The organism is Nostoc sp. FACHB-152, assembly GCF_014697475.1.
Taxonomy (GTDB): Bacteria; Cyanobacteriota; Cyanobacteriia; order Cyanobacteriales; family Nostocaceae; genus Nostoc_B.
This window is the reverse complement of sequence record NZ_JACJRV010000013.1, coordinates 96646-119304: the sequence shown is the minus strand read 5'-3', so window position 1 is coordinate 119304 and position 22659 is coordinate 96646. Positions and strand designations below refer to the sequence as shown.

Below are 22659 nucleotides of genomic sequence, written 5' to 3'. Positions count from 1 at the left end.
TAGCGTAGACGCGACAACAATTTGAGGTAATGTATATGCTTAAACCCCACCCCATCCGAACCGAAGCTGATTATCGTGCTGCACTTAATGAAATTGAAAGATTGTTTGATGCAGAACCTAATACACCGGAGTGCGATTTATTAGAAGTTTTGACAACACTGGTGGAAGCATACGAACAGCGACATTATCATATTGAAGCACCAGACCCAGTTGAGGCAATTTTATATTATCTCGAATCTCGTGGGCTGTCTTGGCAGGATTTGGAATGTGTTATTGGAAGCCGTAGAGAGGTTGAGGAGGTTTTGAATCGCCAGCAACCACTAACACTAGAAATGATTCGACGTTTGCATTCTTCATTAGGGATTCCAGCGGAAGTGTTGATCCAACCATACTCCTTAATAAAAAATTCAGCTTGATAGAAGTTTGGACTTGTAATTACTCTTAATTTATAAAATAAGTATTAATTAAAAACTTTTTGAAGCAGTAAATGTCAGGGACAGTATTTTTTACCTTCTGTCCCCTGCCTTCTATAATTATCAACCAAACCAATGCGAAGGTTCACAGCCTGGTTCAACTATGTCACATAGATGCTGGTTAATCCAATCAGACTTGTCATGCATAATCGAAAAAATGCCTTGATGAATTAAGTTTTGCAAATATAATTTCTGCTCTAATGGACTACGAGGAAACTTTTGGTCTATAGAGTCATATTTTGTGATGTTTTGTAACGGAAATTCTCTGTCAAATTCTATTTTATGAAAGCAAGGAATGCGGCTGAGAATGAAAACAATTAGTTGTTGACGTAATTCAGGAATTGCAAAGGTTGCTTGATAAGGATGATATGCATAGGTGTCTAAAACACTCTCAATTTCGCTTATTACTGATTGTTGTGTTAAATTTACTACGGTTTTCATAAGCTTTTATCTCCTTTTAAATACAATTGAGTGTTCAACAAGCGAACAAAATATCTTGAGCGTACTTGGTGATGCTAAACAGGTAATACTGATAGAAATAAAAATTTTTTACTCCGAAACAACCTCTAAACTCAGTACAACATCAGACCTTTAGCTATGATGTCTTGAGTTAACTTTTATACTATCGTTAGTAAACTTTGTGGTAGAAGTTAAGAGGCTGAGTTCGTACCGATATTTTATATCTACACTGCTAATTATTCCCACTTTGTATCTTTTTGACGGAAAACTATACAAAACGCAGCATAAGCTTTTAGGGATCAATTTTAAGTTAAAGTTTAACAACAGTTAATATTGCAGAATGAAGCAGGTTTTGCAGCCGAGTTAATGGTAATAGAGCCGAAAAACAAGAAAAAAAGTAGTAAAGGTTTCGGAAATTAGTTAGCTCCTAAAATGGACTCAATGAAAGTGTTTGAAACTTCTGCTTTCTTTCAGGCATCCCTACACCTTGCCCCATACCACTTGTTCATCAATCCCTTATTCTCAGGGAATTTGAGCATATCCTTTAATTGATACAGATTTCAAAGAAGACTTTTAGTATTCCAGGAGGTAATTGGACTGTATTAAAAAAATGTTGCACTGTAATTAATACAGAGCATGGTATAAGTTCTTACGTTTACATAGAGAATTCAGTTAATCATTTGGGAATACTAAATCCAAACATTTTAAAGATTTAGGGTATGATTAGTACTTTTCTTGAGAATATTCCCGAATATCGCATCAGCGAAGAACTTTATAATGGTTCCCGAACCCAAGTTTATCGAGGTTATCGAGAAGTTGATCAACAACCAGTAGTCGTTAAATTACTAAAAAATCCTTATCCCAGTTTTAACGAACTTTTGTTGTTTCGCAACCAGTACACAATTGCCAAAAATCTCAACTCACCCCTGATAGTCCAAATCTACAGTCTAGAACCTTGCCAAAATGGTTATGCACTAGTTATGGAAGACTTTGGGGGGATTTCTCTTAAAGAGTGGAGAACTAGAGAAACCCAACAATCTTTAGAAGAATTTTTAGTGATAGCGATCGCTCTGTGTAACATCTTAGATTTACTCTATCATGAGCGCATTATTCATAAAGATATCAAACCCAGCAATATATTAATCAACCCCCAAACTAAACAAGTTAAATTAATTGACTTTAGTATTGCATCATTATTACCCAGAGAAACCCAAACCCTAGTTAACCCCAACGTTTTAGAAGGAACACTTGCTTATATATCTCCAGAACAAACCGGGAGAATGAATCGAGGAATTGATTATCGCACAGATTTTTATTCCCTGGGTGTGACATTCTATGAATTACTTACAGATGAGTTACCATTCCAGTCTCATGATGCGATGGAATTGGTACATTCTCATATTGCTAAAACAGCACCATTAATACATGAAATTAATCCAGATATCCCTTCAGTTATCTCAAAAATCGTCAGGAAATTGATGGCGAAAAATGCCGAAGATAGGTATCAAAGTGCATTAGGATTGAAATTTGATTTAGAAAAATGTTTAATTCAGCTAAAAGAAACTGGTAAGATTCAAAGTTTTGATATTGCTAGTAGGGATCTTTGCGATCGCTTCATCATCCCTGATAAACTCTACGGTAGAGAAGCCGAAGTTAAAACTCTCCTTGACGCATTTGATAGAGTCAGTCAGAGTGCCACAGAAATGATGCTCATTGCTGGGTTTTCTGGAATTGGGAAAACCGCCGTTGTTAACGAAGTACATAAACCAATTGTCCGCCAGCGTGGTTATTTTATCAAAGGCAAATATGACCAATTACAACGTAATATTCCCTTCAGTGCCTTTGTGCAAGCTTTCCGAGATTTAATGGAGCAATTATTAACTGAAAATGATCTTCAAATAGAACGATGGAAAAATAAAATTTTAGATGCTGTTGGCGAAAATGCACAAGTAATTATTGAAGTTATTCCCGAACTAGAAAGAATTATTGGCAAGCAACCACCAGCAGTAGAATTATCAGGAATTGCTGCCCAAAATCGTTTTAACTTATTATTTCAAAAATTCACCCAAGTCTTTACCAGTGCAGAACAGCCCCTAGTAATATTTTTAGATGATTTACAATGGGCGGATTCAGCATCATTAAAATTAATGCAGCTATTAATGGCTGATACAGGTCATCTATTCATCATTGGTGCATATCGTGATAACGAAGTGAATCCTGGACATCCATTAATGTTGACTTTGAGTGAAATTGCTAAATCACAAGCAACGATGAATACAATTACTTTAGCACCAATAAGTCAATTACAAGTCAATAAATTAGTTGCTGAAACACTCAAGGCTTCTGAAGATTTGGTATGGAAACTTTCTGTATTAATCTATCAAAAAACTCAGGGAAATCCATTCTTTGCTACCCAGTTTCTCAAAGCATTACATCAAGATGGACTGATTCAATTTGACTTTGAGTTAGGTTGTTGGCAATGTGACATAGCAGAAGTGACGGCGCAAGCTGTTACAGATGATGTTGTGGCTTTTATGAGTTTTCAATTGCAAAAACTACCGCCATCAACTCAACAAGTATTGCAGTTAGCTGCTTGTATTGGCAATTCTTTTGATTTAGCGACTTTGGCAATTGTTTCACAACAATCTCAAATCGAAACAGCAGCTTGTCTGTGGAAAGCATTACAGGAAGGATTGATTTTACCAATCGGTGATGTTTATAAGTTTTATGTTGGCAAAGGAACCCCAGCACATACATCAGAAAATCAACAGACTGTTACATACAAATTTTTACATGACCGAGTACAGCAAGCGGCTTATTCTCTGATTCCCAATGACCAAAAACAGACGACTCATTACCACATCGGACAACTGCTGCTGCAACAGATTTCGCCAGAAGCAAGAGTTGAGGGTATTTTTGAAATCGTTAATCAATTAAATTATGGAACTTCTTTAATTAACGAACAAACACAAAGAAATGAACTAGCACAACTGAACCTCATTGCCTGTCGCAAAGCCAGAACTGCTACCGCCTATCAAGCGGCGCAGGAATATGCCGCAGTGGGATTGTCTTTGTTGGGAGAACAAGCTTGGCAACAAAAGTATGAAATGACTCTCGCCTGGCATGAATTAGCGGCAGAAGTGGCAATGCTAAATGGCGACTTTCAGGTGATGGAACAGTTGATTGATATTGTTACCGAACAGGCACATTCGTTACTAGAACAGGTCAATGTTTACCGCATTAGGATTCAAGCCAAGACTTCCCAACGTCAACTTAGTGAAGTGCTGGAGATCGGCATTCAGATTCTGCAACAGTTGGGTGCAACTATAACCGCATCACCTACACCCGCAGATATTCAAAAGTCAATCCAAGAAATTAGCGAACTAATTGGCGATCGCCAAATTGCAGATTTTCTCCACCTACCTGTAATGACGGATGTCAACAAAATCGCCATTACCCAGATTGCCGGCAGCATCATGGCAGCCGCTTACACCTGTGGATCTCTTTTGTATCCATTACTAGCTACTTTGTTAGTCAAATTATTTTTGCAGCACGGTAATATATCTATTTCTGCTACTAACTATACTTGCTATAGCTTGGTTCTCTGTAATATGCAGAATATAGATTTAGCTGCTGAATTTGGGCAGTTGGCATTGAATTTGACTGCAAAATTCGATGATAAAGCAACTAAACTGGAAGTATTTTTCCTATTAGGAAGTTATATCCTCCACCGCAAATCTCACCTCAAAGAAATGTTACCCCTTTTGAGTGAGAGTTATACCCTTGGGCTAGAAGTTGGAAACCTAGAATACGCTGGATATGCCGTTCACAATTTCTGTTGGATTTCTTCTTGGGGTGGTCAACCCCTTGCTAACTTGGAGCAAGATACACACACTTACTACAATGCTTTAGTACAACTGAAGCAATTGGGAACAGCTAATTACTGTCTCATCTATCGGCAAGTGATTTTAAATTTACTAGGTTTTGCAGAGCATCCTACTATTTTATCTGGAGTAGCTCTCCAAGAAACAGAATTTCTCCCTCAGCTGCGGTCTACAAATGATATATGTGGACTATATATTTTTTACTCATATAAGTTGACACTTTGCTTTTTATTTGGAGAAATTGAGCCAGCTAATAATAATGCCCTTGAATGCAGAAACTATTTCATGGCAGGTGCAGGAACAGTTGCCGAACCTGCATTTTATTTTTATGATTCTTTAATAGCTCTAGCACAATTGACTCAACTATCAGGCGAAGTATCAACCGCATTAGAAAGGGTGGCAAAAAACCAAACTCAGTTGCAACACTGGGCGCATTATGCACCGATGAATCATCAGCATAAGTTCGATTTGGTAGCAGCAGAAAAATGTCGAGTCTTAGGAAACAAAGTCGAAGCCAGTGAACTATACGATCGGGCAATATCTGGAGCTAAAGCCAACGAATATATCCAAGAAGAAGCACTTGCTAACGAACTGGCAGCAAAGTTCTACCTAGATTGGGGTAAACAGCGTATTGCCGGGGAGTACATGATTGAAGCTTATTATGGTTATGCGCGTTGGGGAGCAAAAGCCAAAGTCACTGACTTAGAAAAATGCTATCCCCAATTACTCGCCCCCATATTACAGCAAAGCCGTTCTGTTATTTCAACTAACGAAACTATCTTCGCCTTGGGGACTGTCACAAAAAGCAGTTCTTCGGCTTCTAGCAGCAGTGTCTCAGAGACTCTAGATTTAAAAGCAATTCTCAAAGTATCTCAGACGATATCTGGTGAAATCGAACTAGAAAAACTACTTTCATCGTTACTTTTGATCGTCATCGAAAATGCTGGGGCTGATAAATGTGTCTTAATGCTGTTGCGAGACTCGCGCTTGCTAATTAAAGGCTCAATTACCCAGGGAACAAACCCAGTGCTATTGCAAAGAATTCCTGTTGAAGAGAGTCAAGAAATTCCCCACAAGCTCATTTACAAAGTCAAGCACAGTCAACAGACTGTTGTTTTATTAGATGCAACCGCAGATACCACCTTAGCCAACGACCCATACATTATCCATCAACAGCCTCAAAGTATTTTGTGCAGCCCGATTTTGCATCAAGGTAAGTTGTTGGGGATTTTATATTTAGAAAATAGTTTAATCACAGGGGCATTCACAAGCGATCGCATCGAAATACTGAATTTAATTTGCGCTCAAGCTGCCATTTCTTTAGAAAATGCCCGACTTTATGAATCTGCTCAGGAATATGCCCAAAAGTTAGAGCAATCTTTTGTCGAATTGAGTACCAGTAATTCTCGCTTTCATAACTTGGTAGATAATGTTCCTGGGGTTGTTTATCAATTTACTGTGTCTGCTGATGGTGAAATATCTCTATCGTATATCAGTGCAGATTGTTATAAATTATACGAAGTTACAGCCGAGCAAGCGATCGCCAATGTGCAGACTATTCTTGATTTAGTGCATCCAGAAGATGCAGCAGATAGCCAGCAGTCGATTGCCCACTCAATGCAAACTTTGACTCCTTGGCAATGGACAGGTCGAATTGTTACACCTTCGGGAATTGTTAAATGGATTCATGGCGAAGCGCGCATTCAAAAACTTGTTGATGGCACAATTTTGTGGGACGGCTTATTGTTAGATATTAGCGAACGCAAACGAGCAGAACAAGAACTACAACAAGCCCAGTTACAAATTATCCAAAGTGAAAAAATGTCAGCTTTGGGTAATTTAGTCGCTGGCGTTGCCCATGAAATGAATAATCCTCTTGGTTTTATTGCTGCTACTCTCAAACAAACTAAACCCAATTTAGCTGACCTGAGTGAACATCTCAAACTCTATCAAGCAGTTCTTGAAAATCCTGGTGATGAAATTCAAGACCATGCGGAGGAAATTGACTTAGAGTATCTTTTGGCAGACTTACCTAAAACAATCGATGCAATGGTCATGGCGTGCGACAGGTTGAAAAATATTAGCACTAGCTTGCGGACATTTTCTCGCGCTGACAAAGATTACAAAGTACAATTTAATCTCCATGAAGGAATTGATAGTACAATTTTAATTCTCAAGCATCGCCTCAAAGCCAACGAACAACACCCAGCAATTGAAGTAATTACTAACTATGGTGATTTACCTTTAGTCAATTGTTTTCCTGGGCAATTAAATCAGGTGTTTATGAATATTCTTGCCAATGCTATTGATGCGTTAGAAGAAGCAAATATTGGTAAGAGTTTTGCAGAGATTAAAGCTTATCCTAACTGCATCATAATCACAACATCAATCATAGAGCATCAATACGTAAAAATATCAATTGCTGATAACGGCAAAGGCATGAGTGCAGAAGTCCAAGAAAAAATATTTGACCATTTATTTACTACCAAGGGAGTCGGTAAAGGTACGGGATTAGGATTGGCGATCGCCCGTCAAATTGTCGAAGAAAAACACGGTGGTAAAATCACATTTAATTCTGTTCTGGGCGAAGGGACAGAGTTTATAATTTCTCTTCCCATATAGAGAGATTGTTCGTAAAGGCTCACAACAGTGCGCTTTTGAACCAATTAGTCATTATGGGGTTTAAAGGCTATGAAGCAATACGGTTCGGTTAAAGGGGAAAGGCGAAGAAAAAACCTTTAACTCTTACCCTTTAATCTTTTCCCCAGATCCCCGACTTCTTTAATAAGTCGGGGAGCTTGTAATTTTTTAACGAACCGCAAAGGGCGCGAAGGACGCGAAGGAGAGAAAGATTTTAACAGGACGGTTTGAGTTCTAAAGGTGTAGATGGAATGATATACATGAATTCTGCACTTTCAGGTTTTACTTCTGTTGAAGGTGTTAGTTTCAGCCATTCGTGGAAGCTAATCCCTAATTGAGATATTGCTTGTACTTCTGTTTGATACGCTTCAAATCTACGGCTGGTTTCAATCATTGATTCTATCTTTTCAAAAGTTTTGGGAAGACGTGCATAAATAGTTGGTTTAGGATCATCCCAAAATGCTTTACCAGCCCAATCTAAATTAGGCTCCCAAATTAAAGCTGGCAATGTTTCTACCCATTTATTTGGGTCTTGATTCCACTTAAATAAATTATCACGTTGCATTTCAAAGACTTTATTTTCATTCAATGTTGGGTCAATCCATTGGTAAATTTGAGTAAGTCTCTGTAAATCAATTTGACCTTGAAATTGAGGTTGTAAATATGCTGCTGGGTTTGAAGTCAGCATGATGTCAACATATTTTTGAATCCGAGTACGAATAACTTTTGTTCCTTCTTGAAAGCGACGAATTGCTGTGTCGTGTTCTTCTAATTCTAGATAGCAGCGAGCTTCAGATAGGTAAGCCAGTGTTAAAGTCAAAATATACTCCTCAGCAATTTGACTTTTTTTATCTATTTCAATATCTATAAATTCAGTATAAATATGTTCTGCTTCTAAAAATCGATTAATAGCTTGTAAGGCACTACTTCTACGATTTTCAGTTTTTGTCATTGTAAAAGCATTGATTGCTAGTTCAATGGCAGCACGAAAATTAGCATAAAAACTTATATCAATTTTACGGTTAATTTTGTTTAACAATTCTTGTGTTTGTTGCAAACGCTGTTCTATTTCTTTTAGGCGTTGTGCGATTACAACAAAGCCCATCACTGAAACACCAAGATTAAGTATGCTAGCAGCAGTAGTTACCTGCAAAATTCCCTGAGCTATTTCTAGGGTTTGCTCTATTCCTCCTAAATGATTTTCAACACTGTCTAAGCGTTGATTGACATCAGCAAAGCCTTTCCTTGTAATAGCCGCATTAGCAACTGTTGCAACTAAATTTACACCTGAAAGGGCAATATTTCCTAAACTGGCTTGGACAACTCCACCCAAAATTTGGTTAACATTAGCTAATCCCTGTTTTGTAACAACTGTATTGGTTCCTGAGGTTATAAGATTTGCCCCTGAAAAAATCAGGTTAAGTAAATTATTAGAAGTATTACCTTGAACAGACTGTCCAGCTATATCTTTTAAAGTATTAACTTGAGTAGTTTGTCCAGCTATTTCCCTTAACCAAGTGACAACCTGTTTTGTACCTACTTCCCGAATTACACCTCCAACCCTTTCCAAAGTTCCGTCTGCTAAACCTTTAATAATCCAATCAGCAAGCATAAAGGTTACGGTAACTGGTAAACTCACAATTTTCTCCTAGTTGTTCAACTAATAAGCACGCGCTTAACTCAGTATTCCCAATTACCAATCAGCATTTACACTCCTCTCTGCGTCTCTGCGCCTCTGCGCGAAAAAAAGACACCCTCGCCGCCTAACCGACAAAAGTGCCTTCATAAATTTATCTAAAACATCTAATCTAACTTACTCAAAATTGCACTCACATCAACAGCTAATTTCTGCCCCAACTTTAACAACTGCCGACATTGATTAGTATCTTCTTTGTTAATAAGGCTGGTCATACAATCAGGCACTATCTTACTGTTCAAACAGTTGAAATATAGTTCTTGAGAACGATACAAAGAAATACCCAAATTCAACTCATATCCGGCATCAATTAATCTTTCTAACAGTTGAATATCTTGAGCAAAATTACCATTGCTATCGTGTAATAATTGCCAGAGCGATCGCAAGATTATTTGCTCTAACATTTGCTTACCTTCAGGCACATTCAACCGACAACGCAGATGTTTAGCTTCTGTGGCGATCGCTTCTAATTCTACAATGTGATTCCAGCATAACTGCGGTTCGATAATATCTTGCTCTAGCGATCGCAATGTTGTCATACAGCGATATCCTAAAGCAATCTCGGCTGCTACTTGCAATTCTTGCGGTGCTGCTAATTCATCTCGATGGAACGCCATGAGTACGCCATAGTTTTCCCGGTAGGTTTGCGTATATAGTTGATCCAAGCGTGTCAAGGTTTCTTGACTTAGTAGCCGCATAATCCGGTGGCGTTCTTCTGCAAACAAATTCTGCAAGCTAAAGGTATTTTTGCCAAATAGCTGCGTCATCACCAAGATAGTTTGCGCCGCACTTGCTTGTTGCAATGTGCCAAGCAGCTTTTCTTTACATTGGCTATATTCCCGCCGCCCAGCAAACTGTTGAATGCAGCAATGGAAATCCCAACCACCTAGATGCAACACTGCAAATACTAAATGTTCGCTTTCCCAAGTAATTTCAGAGACTAACTTTAATTGTCCTACTACCAATGTCAGCGATCCCATGCGTTGCAACTGGTAATCTAGTTCATTGACGGTGTAGCAGTAAATTCTCTTCTGGCAAGGATTATGCAGTTTACTAGTAGTTTCTTGCCCAGGTAAATTGCAAGTTTCTGGCGGTTTGTGATGATTAAACAGCGAAGTAATCGCATAATGGGCTGCAACTTGTTTAAAACTGACTTGCGCTGTTGTTACCAACTGGCGATAAATTTCTCCGCCATGTTTGAATTGTTCGACATTGCTGGGTGCTAAACCCAGGCGTTTGATAAAACCTTTTTCTAATTGCACCCCTGCAACATCTCCCGCCAATTCTAAAGCACGGGCGGCGTAACGTAGAATCTGGGTTCCTTCTGGACGAGACAGTTCTTCAAAAAACCAGCCGCAACTGGTGAACATTAATAAGCCGTGACGCTGCATTTCTAACAGGCGCAAAGCGTCTACTTGTTCGGCGGCGGTGAGTTTGTGGCTTTGATGACGAGATAAGAAACGGCTGACATTAGCAGGAGAGCGATCGCGGACTACTTTGATATACTCATCTCTAGCCCGCCAGGGATCTTGGAAAAATTGCGGCCCATATTCCTCATACACTTCAACTAACTGATCCCGCAGCCAGTTTAAAGCATTGCGTAAAGGCCGCCGCCATTTTTGATGCCAAACGCCGCCTTCACCACCACAACCACAGTCATCTTGCCATCTATCTACACCGTGGGCGCAACTCCAAGCGGTGATTGGCTTGAGTTCTACTTCCCAAGTCGGAGGATTGATACTGAGGTAATGTGCATAGTTTGTCACTATCCAATCGTGGCGGGGAAATTCTTCTGTAAAGGCGTAGGCTAAAGTTTTTTCAGTGCCTTTTTTATGATGTCCGAAAGTTTCGCCATCGGTAGCTACAGAAATCAATTGGGCTGGACGATGATCCCCACGCACAGCTGAACCAATACGTCCAGCCAAATGATTGGCACTATAAGTAACATCTGTAAAACCCATATCCCGTGATATTGGGCCATCGTAGAAGAAGATATCAATATAAGGTAGTCCTTCTACAGCGTCATTACCATCTTTGACGGAGACGCTGCTCAGAGGGGAAGCCGCAGTATTCAGAGTTGGCTTTAAATAGCAGCGATAGGGACGAGTGGGATCAATCTGACTACCACCAACTTCGTACCATTCTGGCTGGGGATCATTTTTATTTGGTAATGGACGGCAACGTTGTGCTTGCGATGGTGCCAAGATAATGAAACGAATACCTTCGGCAATTAAAGCTTCTATGGTTGCGTAGTCTACACCTGTTTCTGCTAACCACATTCCTTCGGGATCGCGGCCAAAGCGGGATTTGAAGTCTTCTTTGCCCCAGCGAATTTGAGTGTATTTATCGCGTTCGTTAGCCAGAGGCATGATGATGTGATTATATACTTGCGCGATCGCATTACCGTGGCCTTGCAGACGTTGTGCGCTTTTCGCATCTGCTTCTAAAATCCGTTGATAAACCTCTACATCGTAGCGTTCTAGCCACGACATCAAAGTAGGGCCGATGTTAAAGCTGAGATACTCGTAATTATTGACGATCCCCACGACTTCGCCTTTGTCGTTCAATATCCTGGCAAAGGCGTTAGGGCGATAGCATTCAAAATGAATTCGCTCATTCCAATCATGGAAAGGAGCCGCACCTGACTGACGCTCAATTGCGTCCAGATAAGGGTTTTCGCGTGGTGGTTGGTAAAAATGTCCATGCATCGTGACATACACACCATTAGCCGTACTCAGGGGATCGGGTTGGTGAGTGTCTTTGATGATGGGATTACGTGAAAATGTTGAGCCAGAGCTAGCTGGCCGTTCAGCAGCAGAAGTCATGTATATTTATCCAAAACAAAAAACTTGCATTGACGCATAAGGCGTTGTATTCAAACCTTATCTACACAGGCTTGAATACTAAATCCGGTATAGAGTAAAACTATGGTCTACGATACAGTTTAATTTCTGAGAAAGCATTCTGACTAAAGTATTAACTCTGGGCGATCGCACAGATGTTTCTCAGGTAGTACTAAGTTTAGTTTTTTCGTTAGTAGTCCCAACAAAAATTTAATTGTCTTTTAATACATTAAACTCGATTTTTGGTGTATTAACTCAAAACAAAATGGATACTTTTGCTACGAAAGTTTGCGAAAACTGTGTAAAACGCAATATTAGTTAACATATTAACTTTTTAACCTCAAACTGATCACAGTAGATTTTCTCAATGGGTTATCAGACTGTTGAGAGTATCCTATTGGAGTGTTGAGTTATGAGTACTCAGGGGGATGAGGGAGATAAAGCGGATGCGGAAGAATAATTCTTGGTTTGCTCCCCTAAGTTCCTTGACTCCTTTATCTTTCCCATTCCTCACTCAACGTTTTTGTCGGATACATTCAACTTAAAGTAACCAAATGTCAGGTAAAAACATTATTTTTTTCGTGTTGTTGCTGTTTATTCCAGTTTCTTTAGCAGCTCACTTTCTCGAATGGGGAGACTTGATAGTATTTGCCACAGCAGGTTTAGCCATTCTGCCTTTAGCGGCTTGGATGGGGACGGCTACTGAAGAAATTGCAGTGGTAGTTGGCCCGACCTTAGGAGGTCTTCTAAACGCCACCTTTGGCAATGCCACAGAATTGATTATTGCTTTAGTTGCTTTGAAAGCAGGGCTGGTAGATGTAGTGAAAGCTAGTGTCACCGGCTCGATTATCAGCAACTTGTTATTGGTAATGGGTCTTTCGATGTTTCTGGGGGGAATTCGTTATAAAGAACAGACATTTCAACCTATTGTAGCGCGAGTTAATGCCTCTTCGATGAATTTGGCGGTAATTGCCATTTTGCTGCCAACAGCTATGAACTATACATCCCAAGGCATTGGGGAAGAAACTTTACAACATCTTTCGCTGGCTGTGGCAGTAGTGTTAATTTTGGTCTACGCTTTAACCTTGTTGTTTTCGATGAAAACGCACACATATCTTTATGATGTAGGCGTTGCAGAGGTAGAAGGAGAGGAAATTGCTCACAAAAAGCCAAATCTTTGGTTATGGAGTGGAGTTTTACTAGTATGTACTCTCCTGGTAGCACTAGAGTCAGAAATGCTAGTTGATTCTTTAGAAGTAGCTACATCTCAACTAGGTTTGACAGCACTATTTACAGGTGTAATTTTAGTTCCTATTGTTGGTAACGCCGCAGAACACGCCACAGCAGTGACGGTAGCCATGAAAGATAAGATGGATCTTTCTGTATCTGTGGCTGTGGGTTCTAGTATGCAAATTGCCTTATTTGTTGCACCCGTGCTGGTAATTGCTGGCTGGATATGGGGTCAGCCAATGGATTTAGATTTTAATCCGTTTGAATTAGTGGCTGTAGCTGTAGCTGTTTTGATTGCTAATAGCATTAGTTCGGATGGCAAGTCTAATTGGTTAGAAGGTACACTGTTACTAGCTGCTTACACAGTTTTGGGTTTGGCTTTTTACTTCTATCCAGTTACGAACACCGTTGGGTAGTGAAAAATCAGATCCCCGATTTTTGAAGATATTGGGGATCTGAGGGCTAATCATTAATATAAGAGTGCCTTGAATAAACTTAGGTTGATTATTGAAATCTATATCTTTTACTGTTTAATTCGATTTTAGTTAGTAGTATTTACTATTCCTGTCCTTAAACATTGCTGTTTAAAATTAATCGACTTCATGAATAAGCTCTGGGCTTCTCCCGTCATGTTTACTCTTGCGAGTTGTATATCTTACTAAATGTATTACTAAATTCATATAAACTATTGAGCATCTATCTAAGGAGATATTTGTTAGATATTTAAAATATATCTCTCGAAAGTAGTATTTAAAAACTTTATATGTGAATAGGCAAAAATATTTTCTTCAGATAGGTTTTGATATATTCCAGACCTAAGGTAGAACGGGTAAGCAGTGTTAAAATATAGCTGAATTTGATGTCTTAACCTTTAAATCTGCTACTATCAGAATTACTTATACTCGTTTAAGCGCGTATTGTATAAATTAAACCGGACAGATAAGCAATTATACTTGTCATCTGTCCCAAAATGGTTAACACCACTGTTTAATTTACCCTGTTTAAGCAAATAAAATAAAGGTTAGGATTGATTGAAAATAACTCAAGAATTTTGGCAAAAATAATTATAAGTTGATACAAACATAACCGTATTTTTTATAAAAATTTAATACATATTTTTTAACCATATTTGTTGCACAGATGATGCATTACTTATCAAAAACTCTATAATCAGAGCAGCAGTTCAAAAAAGTAATCAAATATACTGTTTATTAAAATATTATTAAGTTACTTTCATGTGCTGCAACAATATGTATATATCGCCACGATATTAAGCCTTAAGTTCAATCAGCCGGAGTTGGGATTAAGGAGGTAAAAATCAGTGAAAAGATGATAAAGTAAGCTAACCATAAAGAATGCTAAATAAGCACCATTAGTCACTATAGTTTGGTTTAGAGGATGTTTTAAAAGGTCATTTGCTATGAAAACACAGCAAAGCATCGAAATTTATAACAGCAAAAATACATCTTCCGATACTTTTAAAACGACCTCTCAGATCCATAAAATCTTTTAAGACACAAAACTACTTAGCATCAGGGAATTTAGACTCAATTTAAAAGCGCATTTGTATTAAAAAGAGGAAAAATTGCTCATACTCCAAACTTACTCATAGTTTCTAAATCTGCAAATATTTCAAAATAATGAGCGTTGGCTTTGCCTCAAGATAGGCTGATAAGTTGCTGGTGATAACTTCAGTAGTCAGCAATTGCTCAATCTATCCCACTACTAGATACCCAAATTCATCTAAGGCTAGAGGAAATTTTTAAAGATGATTTAGTTCTGGTGATGAGGCATTTGGTGAGCGCAAGCTTTAGTATGGGTACTTGCTCCGAATAAAAGCAATCATCCGTCAAAGCGCGCCCTTTGGGGTGAAAACGCTCAAACGTCTATTTATTTACCTACAATATCCCTGATCCGGTGAAGCAGTGCATTGGGGAGACGGAGTGCTGCGCTGGTTACCCACGTTGAAGCCAGTGTCGTCGGTTGTCCTGAGTTGAGGAGCCAGTTGCGGGGGTTCCCCCCGTTCTAGCAAGTGGCGTGCAATTGCTGAACCTGAAGGGCTGGGCATTTGATTTTTTGGAACACCCGCAAGGCAAAAGTTATTATGTCGTACTATTCCAGCCAAGACGAGAGTTTTGATAATGCTTCTACGCATGAAAGCAAGTTTTTGACACCTTTTCAACGAAAGGTTTTACTCAAGAATTTGCAAGCAGAGTTACAGCCAGAATATCGTCGTCGTATTGAAATTATGTTGCTGGCAGATAAGGGTATACCCCAATCTCATATTTGCAAAATATTAAGTTGTTCTCAAGAGATGGCACGATACTGGATTGCGGTAGCAGAGGCTGGTCTAGCGCACAAATGGAATGAGCGGCCTATTGGTAGACCCAAGACTGTGAATCATCAATATCTTGAAAGGTTAAAAGAATTGGTGAGCCGTAGTCCACGTGATTATGGTTATGCATTTAGTAGCTGGACATCTCAATGGTTGAGCAAACATTTGGCTCAGGAATTGGGAATTGAAATTAGCGATCGCCATATTAATCGGCTACTCAAACAAATGGGGCTATCTACTAAACAAAAATCCACAAAACAACAAGCAACTGAATCTTTAAAGGATGCTGGCATTAGAATTTGTGACTTGCAATCTAACAATGGCCAGTCTAATTTCCTTTGGTCATTCAATTTGGCACAGACCAATCACTAATTCAGTCTTGGAGATAAGGAAATGCCATCAGTATTTTCACAAGCACAGCTTGGTGAACAGTTAAGCGTTGTCTTGGGTGAAAAGCTAGAAGATAGAGAACTGCAAAGTTGCTTGGGGGCGATGGAAATTGTGGAACCGCCGACAGCACAACTGTTTTGGCAAGCAACAGCAGCAAAAGCGGGAATTTATTTAGTGTTAGCGGGTAAAGTCCGATTGTTGGATAGTGAGCAGAACTTAATTACTACCCTCTCGCCAGGTGCGTCATTTGGTGAACTAACGTTGTTTCCCGAAGCAAATTTGCAACCATACTCAGCCAGATCTTCTCTGAACTTAAAGCTGAGTTATCTCTCACAAGAAACGTTGCAAACTTTGATGGGCAAATATCCCAGCATTCGCGATCGCCTTTTCGCCCGTGCAGAACTTTGGGATTTACTCATGTTGTGTCGTCAGAACTCAATCGGCAAAGGCAATACATCTGTTGAAGATATGCTCAAAGCTTTGGCTTATTTCTCACGACAGCATCTAGACATTGGTTCCCTACCACCCCAACTAGCCGCAGAAAGTCGGCTATGGATAGTGCGTCAAGGAGAATTACAGCATTCTGATGGTAGCAAACTAACCCCTGGTGACATCTCTGCTATGAAACCGGGCAATTGGCAGGTGTCACAACCCACCATCGCTTACAGTCTCAAGCATAGTGATTGGCAAAAAGCACTGCTACATTGGGGACAGTTGGCAGAATTGGTTGATTCACAAGCAACTCAAGCCCCCATAGCAGAAAAACCTGTAGTAGTAGTTACCAAAACCAACAGCAACATTATTTCCTTTCCTTCTCAAATTCAGCTACCACAACCACAAAAAAAACGACGTGCTTACTTTCCCAGCCCGAAAGTCAGATTAGGGCATTGGTGGGGACACATCAGCAAACGCTACCCTTTTTACCAACAACAAAGTGCTTCTGACTGTGGGGCTGCTTGTTTGGTGATGATTAGTCGCTATTGGGGTAAGCGATTGAGTGTCAACCGCTTGCGGGAGTTAGCTAACGTTAACCGCGATGGCTCGTCACTACGAGGTTTAACACTAGCCGCAGAAAGCGTTGGTTTTACTACTCGTCCGGTGAAAGCAAGTCTTGATAAATTAGCACAACAACCATTGCCAGCGATCGCTCACTGGGAAGGCAAACATTACGTCGTAGTCTACGAAATTAATAAAAAACAAGTGATTGTCGGCGATCCCGCCATTGGGCAACGCAACCTGAAGATTGCAGAATTTAAAGCAGGCTGGACTGGTTATGCTTTATTGTTACAACCTACCAGCCTCTTAAAAGAAGCCGAAGAAGCAAGTTCAGGATTTTGGCAATTTTTTGATTTAGTCAAACCGCACACTACAGTACTGCTAGAAGTATTTATAGCTTCTGTGGTGATTCAGATATTGGGGCTAGTAACGCCGCTATTCACACAATTACTTTTAGATAGAGTGATTGTCCAGGGTAGTACTCTGACTTTGAATACCGTTGGTTTCGGATTGCTAATTTTTGGCTTGTTCAGCGTTGCTGTAAACGGGCTAAGGCAATATTTATTGGATCATACTGCCAATCGCATTGGGGTATCACTGATGGTGGGTTTTATTAAACACACCTTCCGCTTGCCCTTGTCTTACTTTGAATCGCGTTATGTTGGCGATATTATTTCCCGTGTCCAAGAAAATCAAAAAATTCAACGCTTCCTTACGGGAGAATCACTGTCTATTGGCTTGGATTTGCTGACAGTATTTGTTTATGTAGGATTGATGTTTTGGTACAGTTGGCAAATGGCACTGCTATCCTTAACAATTGTGCCACCATACTTGTTACTAGCACTGATTGCAACGCCTTTTTTACGCCGAATTTCCCAAGAAGTATTTAATGCCTTAGCCCAAGAAAATAGTTATTTGATTCAGAGTCTGACAGGGATTAGCTCAATTCGTTCAATGGCCATTGAACAGACAGTACGCTGGCGTTGGGAAGAACTCTTAAATAATTTGATTAAAAAAACTTTTAAAGCTGAGGTAATTAGTAACCAACTACAAGTTTTTAGCTCTACTATCCAAACTTTGATAACTACAGGGTTGCTGTGGTTTGGTGCGTCGTTGGTGATTCAAAATCAACTGACAATTGGGCAATTAGTCGCTTTCAATATGTTGTTAGGTAACATCATTAATCCTTTCCAGCGACTAATAGTATTGTGGAATCAATTACAGGAAGTAATAGTTTCTATAGAACGAATTAATGATGTTTTAGAAGCCGAACCAGAAGAAGATTTGGAACATCAACCCCGACAATCATTGCCAAGGTTACGCGGTCATATTCGCTTTGAGCAAGTTACTTTTCGCTATCATCCTGAAAGCGATATTAATGTCCTCGAAAATCTCAGCTTTGAAATTAAGCCTGAGCAAACAGTGGCCGTTGTTGGACGTAGTGGTTCCGGTAAAACCACCCTCTCTAAATTAGTATTAGGTTTATACCCAGCAACAGATGGCAAAGTCTTAATTGATGGTCAAGATGTTACTAGTATTTCGCTGCGATCGCTCCGTAGCCAAATTGGTGTGGTGGATCAAGATACTTTTTTGTTTGGCGGTACGATTCGGGAAAATATCAGCATTGCTCACCCAGAAGCCACTTTAGCCGAAATTATGGAAGTGGCAGAATTGGCAGGAGCAGACGAATTTATCAAACAATTACCAAAGGGTTACGAAACTGAAATCGGTGAAGGTGGCGGGATGTTATCTGGTGGACAACGCCAAAGATTAGCTATAGCTCGTGCTTTGTTGGGTAATCCTCGTTTATTACTTTTAGATGAAGCTACCAGTCACCTAGACTCGGAATCTGAACGTATTATTCAGCAAAACCTCAAAACCATACTTAAAGGGCGTACCAGCCTGATTATTGCTCACCGACTCTCTACTGTACGTAATGCTGATCTAATTTTGGTTTTGGATCGTGGTGTATTGGTTGAAAGCGGTACTCACGATCAATTAATTGCTAAAAAAGGTCATTACTTCTACCTCAATCAGCAACAATTGGCACAAGTTCAGTCTTAAATAGCTTTGCCAAGAGCCAAAAGCCAGTTTTTTTGCTACTTCCTAGTCGCCCTTCCCTCTCTCCTCAATACGGGTAAAAAGCTATGCCTGATCCTTCTTGGAATTCTTCAACAGCCTTAACTACATCTGATGAAGATGCACTTAAAAACTACTATCAACCTGAAGCTGTAAAAGGTACTATAGAGGTTAAAAATCTAGAAACAGCAAATGATACTAATGATTGGTCGCACAGTACAGAAGAACTATTAGATGCTTTACCGAAGCGTTGGGCGCACTCTTTACTGTATTTTTTGATCGGCTTTGCGGTACTCGTTTTACCTTGGACTATGCTTTCTAAAGTTGATGAAACTGGAAATGCAAGAGGGCGTATAGAACCCAAAGGGGCAGCCCAAAGAATAGACAGTGCAGTTAGTGGTAATGTGACTGCGGTGAAAGTCAAAGAAGGCCAAACTGTAGCAGCAGGTCAGGTTTTAGTTGAACTGGAAACTGGTGTTTTGAAAACAGAACTCCAACAGGTGCAAGCGAAGTTAGAAGGGCAACAAAATCGCCTCATGCAACTGAATTTACTCAAAAACCAATTAGAACTTTCAATTCGTGTTCAAGAGCAACAAAACCAATCCCAAGAGTTAGAAAAGCTTGCCCAACTTAACCAAGCACAGCAAAATCTTGATGCAAAACAGAGTACTTATAATTTACAAAAATTAGAAAAACAGGCATTAGTCAATCAGGCCCAGCAGCAGATTAATAGCGCTCAAAATGATCAAAATTCGGCTCAAAGTCGTTTAACTATAGATTCCCGACAAGTCGAACGCTTTAACCAAATTGTTAAAGCTGGTGCGGTTTCTGAAAACCAAGTTGATCAACTCAAAAAAGAACAACAAGAAAGCAAACGACTTTATGAACAAGCCACATCTGATATTAAACAAGCAAAATTGCGTTTAGCTGAAGAACAAAACCGCTATCAAACCACAATTACTCAGCTTGAGTCTGAGATTCAACAAGCAAAACTCCGACTACAAGAGGTACAAAATAGTTATAAGAGTTTACAGCAAGCTGGAAAATTAACTATTCTCAAATCTCAGGAACAACTCAAAGATTTACAAACACAAATTGCTGTACTGCGCTCGGAAATCATGCAAAGTCGCAGTCAGATAATATCCCTAAAGCTTCAGTTAGGTCAAAGAATATTGCGATCGCCTGTTGATGGCACTGTTTTTACATTACCTATCTCTAAACCTGGGTCAGTGGTGCAGCCAGGTCAAATGATTGCTCAAATTGCACCGAAGAATACTGCCTACGTACTCAAAGCACAGATGCCCAGTCAAGAAAGCGGTTTTTTAAAGAAAGGAATGCCCGTAAAAATCAAGTTTGATGCTTATCCATTCCAAGATTATGGAGTTGTGAAAGGTCATGTTAACTGGATTTCACCTGATTCCAAAATTCAGGAAACTAACCAAGGAAAAATAGAGATTTATGAGTTAGAAATTACTCTAAATCATCCATATATAGAATCAGGAAATAAACGTATTGACTTATTACCAGGACAGACAGCAACAGCAGAAGTAATTGTTCGTCAACGTCGAGTTATTGATTTTGTTTTAGACCCATTTAAGAAGTTGCAGAAAGGTGGTTTAGAACTGTAATTTGTTTATAATTATTTAATTGCATTTTATTGAAAATCTGCAATAATTATTGTAGTCATAAATATTTGTTTTTGCCAATAAATACAGATTAATTAACATGGCAAAATAATTACAGCAGATTGCGAGTGAATGATGTAAAAAATTTAATAACAAATCTATATACTAAGAGACATTCACAATTGTTCCCTATTTTCTGTTTCCTGCTGTAAGTTAGGACGCAATCATTAAGGGTGTATTTACAAAAAAAGAGTATAAAAAATTCACTTTGTAGGAATTAATCAGAGGAATGTCACTGTGGCTAAAATATTAACATTTTCCAACGAAGATATCTTGCATCACATCAAAATTACGTGTCAAATTCCTAATTTGTTGGAAGCGATCGCAACTCACAAAATTATTGCCGATAAAGCCTTAGAAGCTGGAATTAAAATTAACCCAGAAGAACTTCAACAAGCAGCAGATAGCTTGCGTTTAGCCAACCAACTTCTCAAAGCAGAAGATACTTGGGCATGGCTAGAAAAATATTATCTGTCGGTTGATGACTTTGAAGAATTAGCCCAAATTAATTTGATTTCAAATAAATTAGCAACTCATCTATTTGGAGAAAAAGTAGAGCCGTTTTTTTATGACAACCAAATTAACTATACTAGTGCAGTCATTTATGAAGTAATTTTAGATGATGAAGGATTAGCTTTAGAACTGTTTTATGCCTTGCAAGAAGGCGAAATTAATTTTCAAGAAATTGCCCGTCAATATATCCAAAATCCGGAGATTCGTCGCGCCGGAGGATACCAAGGTATTAAACGCCGTCATGACTTCCATCCAGAAATCGCAGCAGCAGTATTTGCTGCTAATCCGCCACAACTTCTCAAGCCTATAATTACTGCCAAAGGAGCGCATTTAATTTCGGTAGAAGAAATTATCAAACCTCAATTAGATGAACAACTGCGCGGTACGATTTTAGGAGATTTATTTACGGCTTGGTTAAAACAACAACTTGAACAATTTGAAATTGTGGTGCAACTTGATGTAAATAGCAATCATTCAACAGAAAAGCTCAAGTCTCAATCATCACAAGCAGCGTGAAATCAACAGGACTTAAGCTTGTGAACAGGTACGGGCGTAAATCTTGTGCGCCTATACAAACCTCTTGAGGTTAAATTAAAACCCTAAATCGATTCCCAATGATCCTAAATCGGGCAATGAAAAATTACCACTAGAACCAGACACTACATTGTTATTACCAGTCAATACAAGGTCACCAGAGGAGAACTGCCTCAGATTAGCAAGATTTGTTTGATTGGTTAAATTGCCAAGAACGCTGATTGTACCGCCGTCACTGAGATCTTGGGAAAAGACAACTCTGGCAAAGCCTAAAGTAGTGTTGAAATAGACAAATAAACCGCGATCGCTAGTAATTGCATTATTATTGGCGATCGCTCTAGCAGCCGCAGCAGCATTTGGAAATGGGTTGAGCAGCACCAGTACATTATTATTACCAGATAAATTACTGCTATTTCCTTTTTGGAAGCTGAATTTATCAATATCTAACTGCTGCTTTTGAAACTCTAACTTATCTGTACCAATTTGGTAGTCGGTCAGAATATCAGGCTTATTCAAAACTGAAATACCGTTAGCGGCTCGCGTTGGAGAACCCCCAGAGAAAGGATCATCAGAGAACTGGAAAGTATCTCTCCCTCCTCCGCCAGTGAGCGTATCTACGCCACGACCACCTGTAAACACATCATTGCCAGAACCAGCATTAATACGGTCATTACCATCATTACCATCGATAACGTCACTACCTTCTAGACCTCTAATGATGTCGTTACCACCTAAAGCTTCGATGACATCGCTATTATTTGTACCGTTAATGGTGTCGTTACCATTAGTAGCCACTAAAATTAAGCTCATGATTTTCCCCTGATAATCTATGTTGATTGTTTCAACTTGCTACCCGTAAAACAGCAAGCAAGATGCAAGGAGGAGAAATGCGGTGAGAGGTT

The 22659-nt window shown here is 39.3% G+C and carries 12 protein-coding genes; 7 read left to right on the top strand and 5 right to left on the bottom strand.

The genetic code is table 11. The features are described from left to right. Positions 1-35: 35 nt before the first annotated feature. Positions 36-416: a type II toxin-antitoxin system HigA family antitoxin gene (locus tag H6G76_RS13585; protein ID WP_190701056.1), complete on the top strand. Its 381-nt coding sequence runs from the start codon at positions 36-38 to the stop codon at positions 414-416. Between the two features lie 120 nt (positions 417-536). Here the strand turns inward: H6G76_RS13585 and H6G76_RS13580 are convergent, their stop codons facing one another. Beyond that, positions 537-914, bottom strand: a complete 378-nt coding sequence (locus H6G76_RS13580) for a hypothetical protein (protein WP_190701053.1) — start codon at positions 912-914, stop codon at positions 537-539. Positions 915-1651: 737 nt separating this feature from the next. On the opposite strand from H6G76_RS13580, the gene H6G76_RS13575 reads away from it, so the two are divergent. After that, positions 1652-7438: an ATP-binding sensor histidine kinase gene (locus tag H6G76_RS13575; RefSeq protein ID WP_190701052.1), complete on the top strand. Its 5787-nt coding sequence runs from the start codon at positions 1652-1654 to the stop codon at positions 7436-7438. Between the two features lie 232 nt (positions 7439-7670). On the opposite strand, the gene H6G76_RS13570 is transcribed toward H6G76_RS13575, so the two are convergent. Further along, on the bottom strand, positions 7671-9095 hold the full coding sequence (locus H6G76_RS13570; protein ID WP_190701049.1) for a hypothetical protein: 1425 nt from the start codon (positions 9093-9095) through the stop codon (positions 7671-7673). A 164-nt stretch (positions 9096-9259) separates the two neighbouring features. Beyond that, positions 9260-11977 (bottom strand): DUF3536 domain-containing protein, encoded by a 2718-nt coding sequence (locus tag H6G76_RS13565; RefSeq protein WP_190701046.1) that lies wholly within the window; start codon positions 11975-11977, stop codon positions 9260-9262. A gap of 572 nt (positions 11978-12549) precedes the next feature. On the opposite strand from H6G76_RS13565, the gene cax reads away from it, so the two are divergent. Then, positions 12550-13641, top strand: a complete 1092-nt coding sequence (cax, locus tag H6G76_RS13560) for a calcium/proton exchanger (protein ID WP_190701043.1) — start codon at positions 12550-12552, stop codon at positions 13639-13641. Between the two features lie 1478 nt (positions 13642-15119). Here cax and H6G76_RS13555 read toward each other — a convergent pair. Next, on the bottom strand, positions 15120-15293 hold the full coding sequence (locus H6G76_RS13555) for a hypothetical protein (RefSeq protein WP_190701039.1): 174 nt from the start codon (positions 15291-15293) through the stop codon (positions 15120-15122). A gap of 36 nt (positions 15294-15329) precedes the next feature. Here H6G76_RS13555 and H6G76_RS13550 point away from each other — a divergent pair, with 36 nt between their 5' ends. The 4 genes from H6G76_RS13550 to H6G76_RS13535 all read left to right on the top strand — a co-directional run bounded on the left by H6G76_RS13550 (position 15330) and on the right by H6G76_RS13535 (position 21739). Further along, complete coding sequence (locus H6G76_RS13550) at positions 15330-15932, top strand: helix-turn-helix domain-containing protein (protein ID WP_190701036.1); 603 nt, start codon at positions 15330-15332, stop codon at positions 15930-15932. 21 nt (positions 15933-15953) lie between these two features. Further along, a complete protein-coding gene (locus H6G76_RS13545; RefSeq protein ID WP_190701033.1) occupies positions 15954-19010 on the top strand; it encodes a peptidase domain-containing ABC transporter in 3057 nt (1018 codons plus the stop codon). An 83-nt stretch (positions 19011-19093) separates the two neighbouring features. Next, positions 19094-20653 carry an HlyD family efflux transporter periplasmic adaptor subunit gene (locus tag H6G76_RS13540; RefSeq protein WP_190701030.1) on the top strand — a complete coding sequence of 520 codons (1560 nt, stop codon included), beginning with the start codon at positions 19094-19096 and terminating at the stop codon, positions 20651-20653. A gap of 294 nt (positions 20654-20947) precedes the next feature. Then, positions 20948-21739: a peptidylprolyl isomerase gene (locus H6G76_RS13535; RefSeq protein ID WP_190701027.1), complete on the top strand. Its 792-nt coding sequence runs from the start codon at positions 20948-20950 to the stop codon at positions 21737-21739. A gap of 75 nt (positions 21740-21814) precedes the next feature. Here H6G76_RS13535 and H6G76_RS13530 read toward each other — a convergent pair whose 3' ends face one another. Then, positions 21815-22567: a hypothetical protein gene (locus H6G76_RS13530; protein WP_190701025.1), complete on the bottom strand. Its 753-nt coding sequence runs from the start codon at positions 22565-22567 to the stop codon at positions 21815-21817. Positions 22568-22659: the final 92 nt, after the last annotated feature.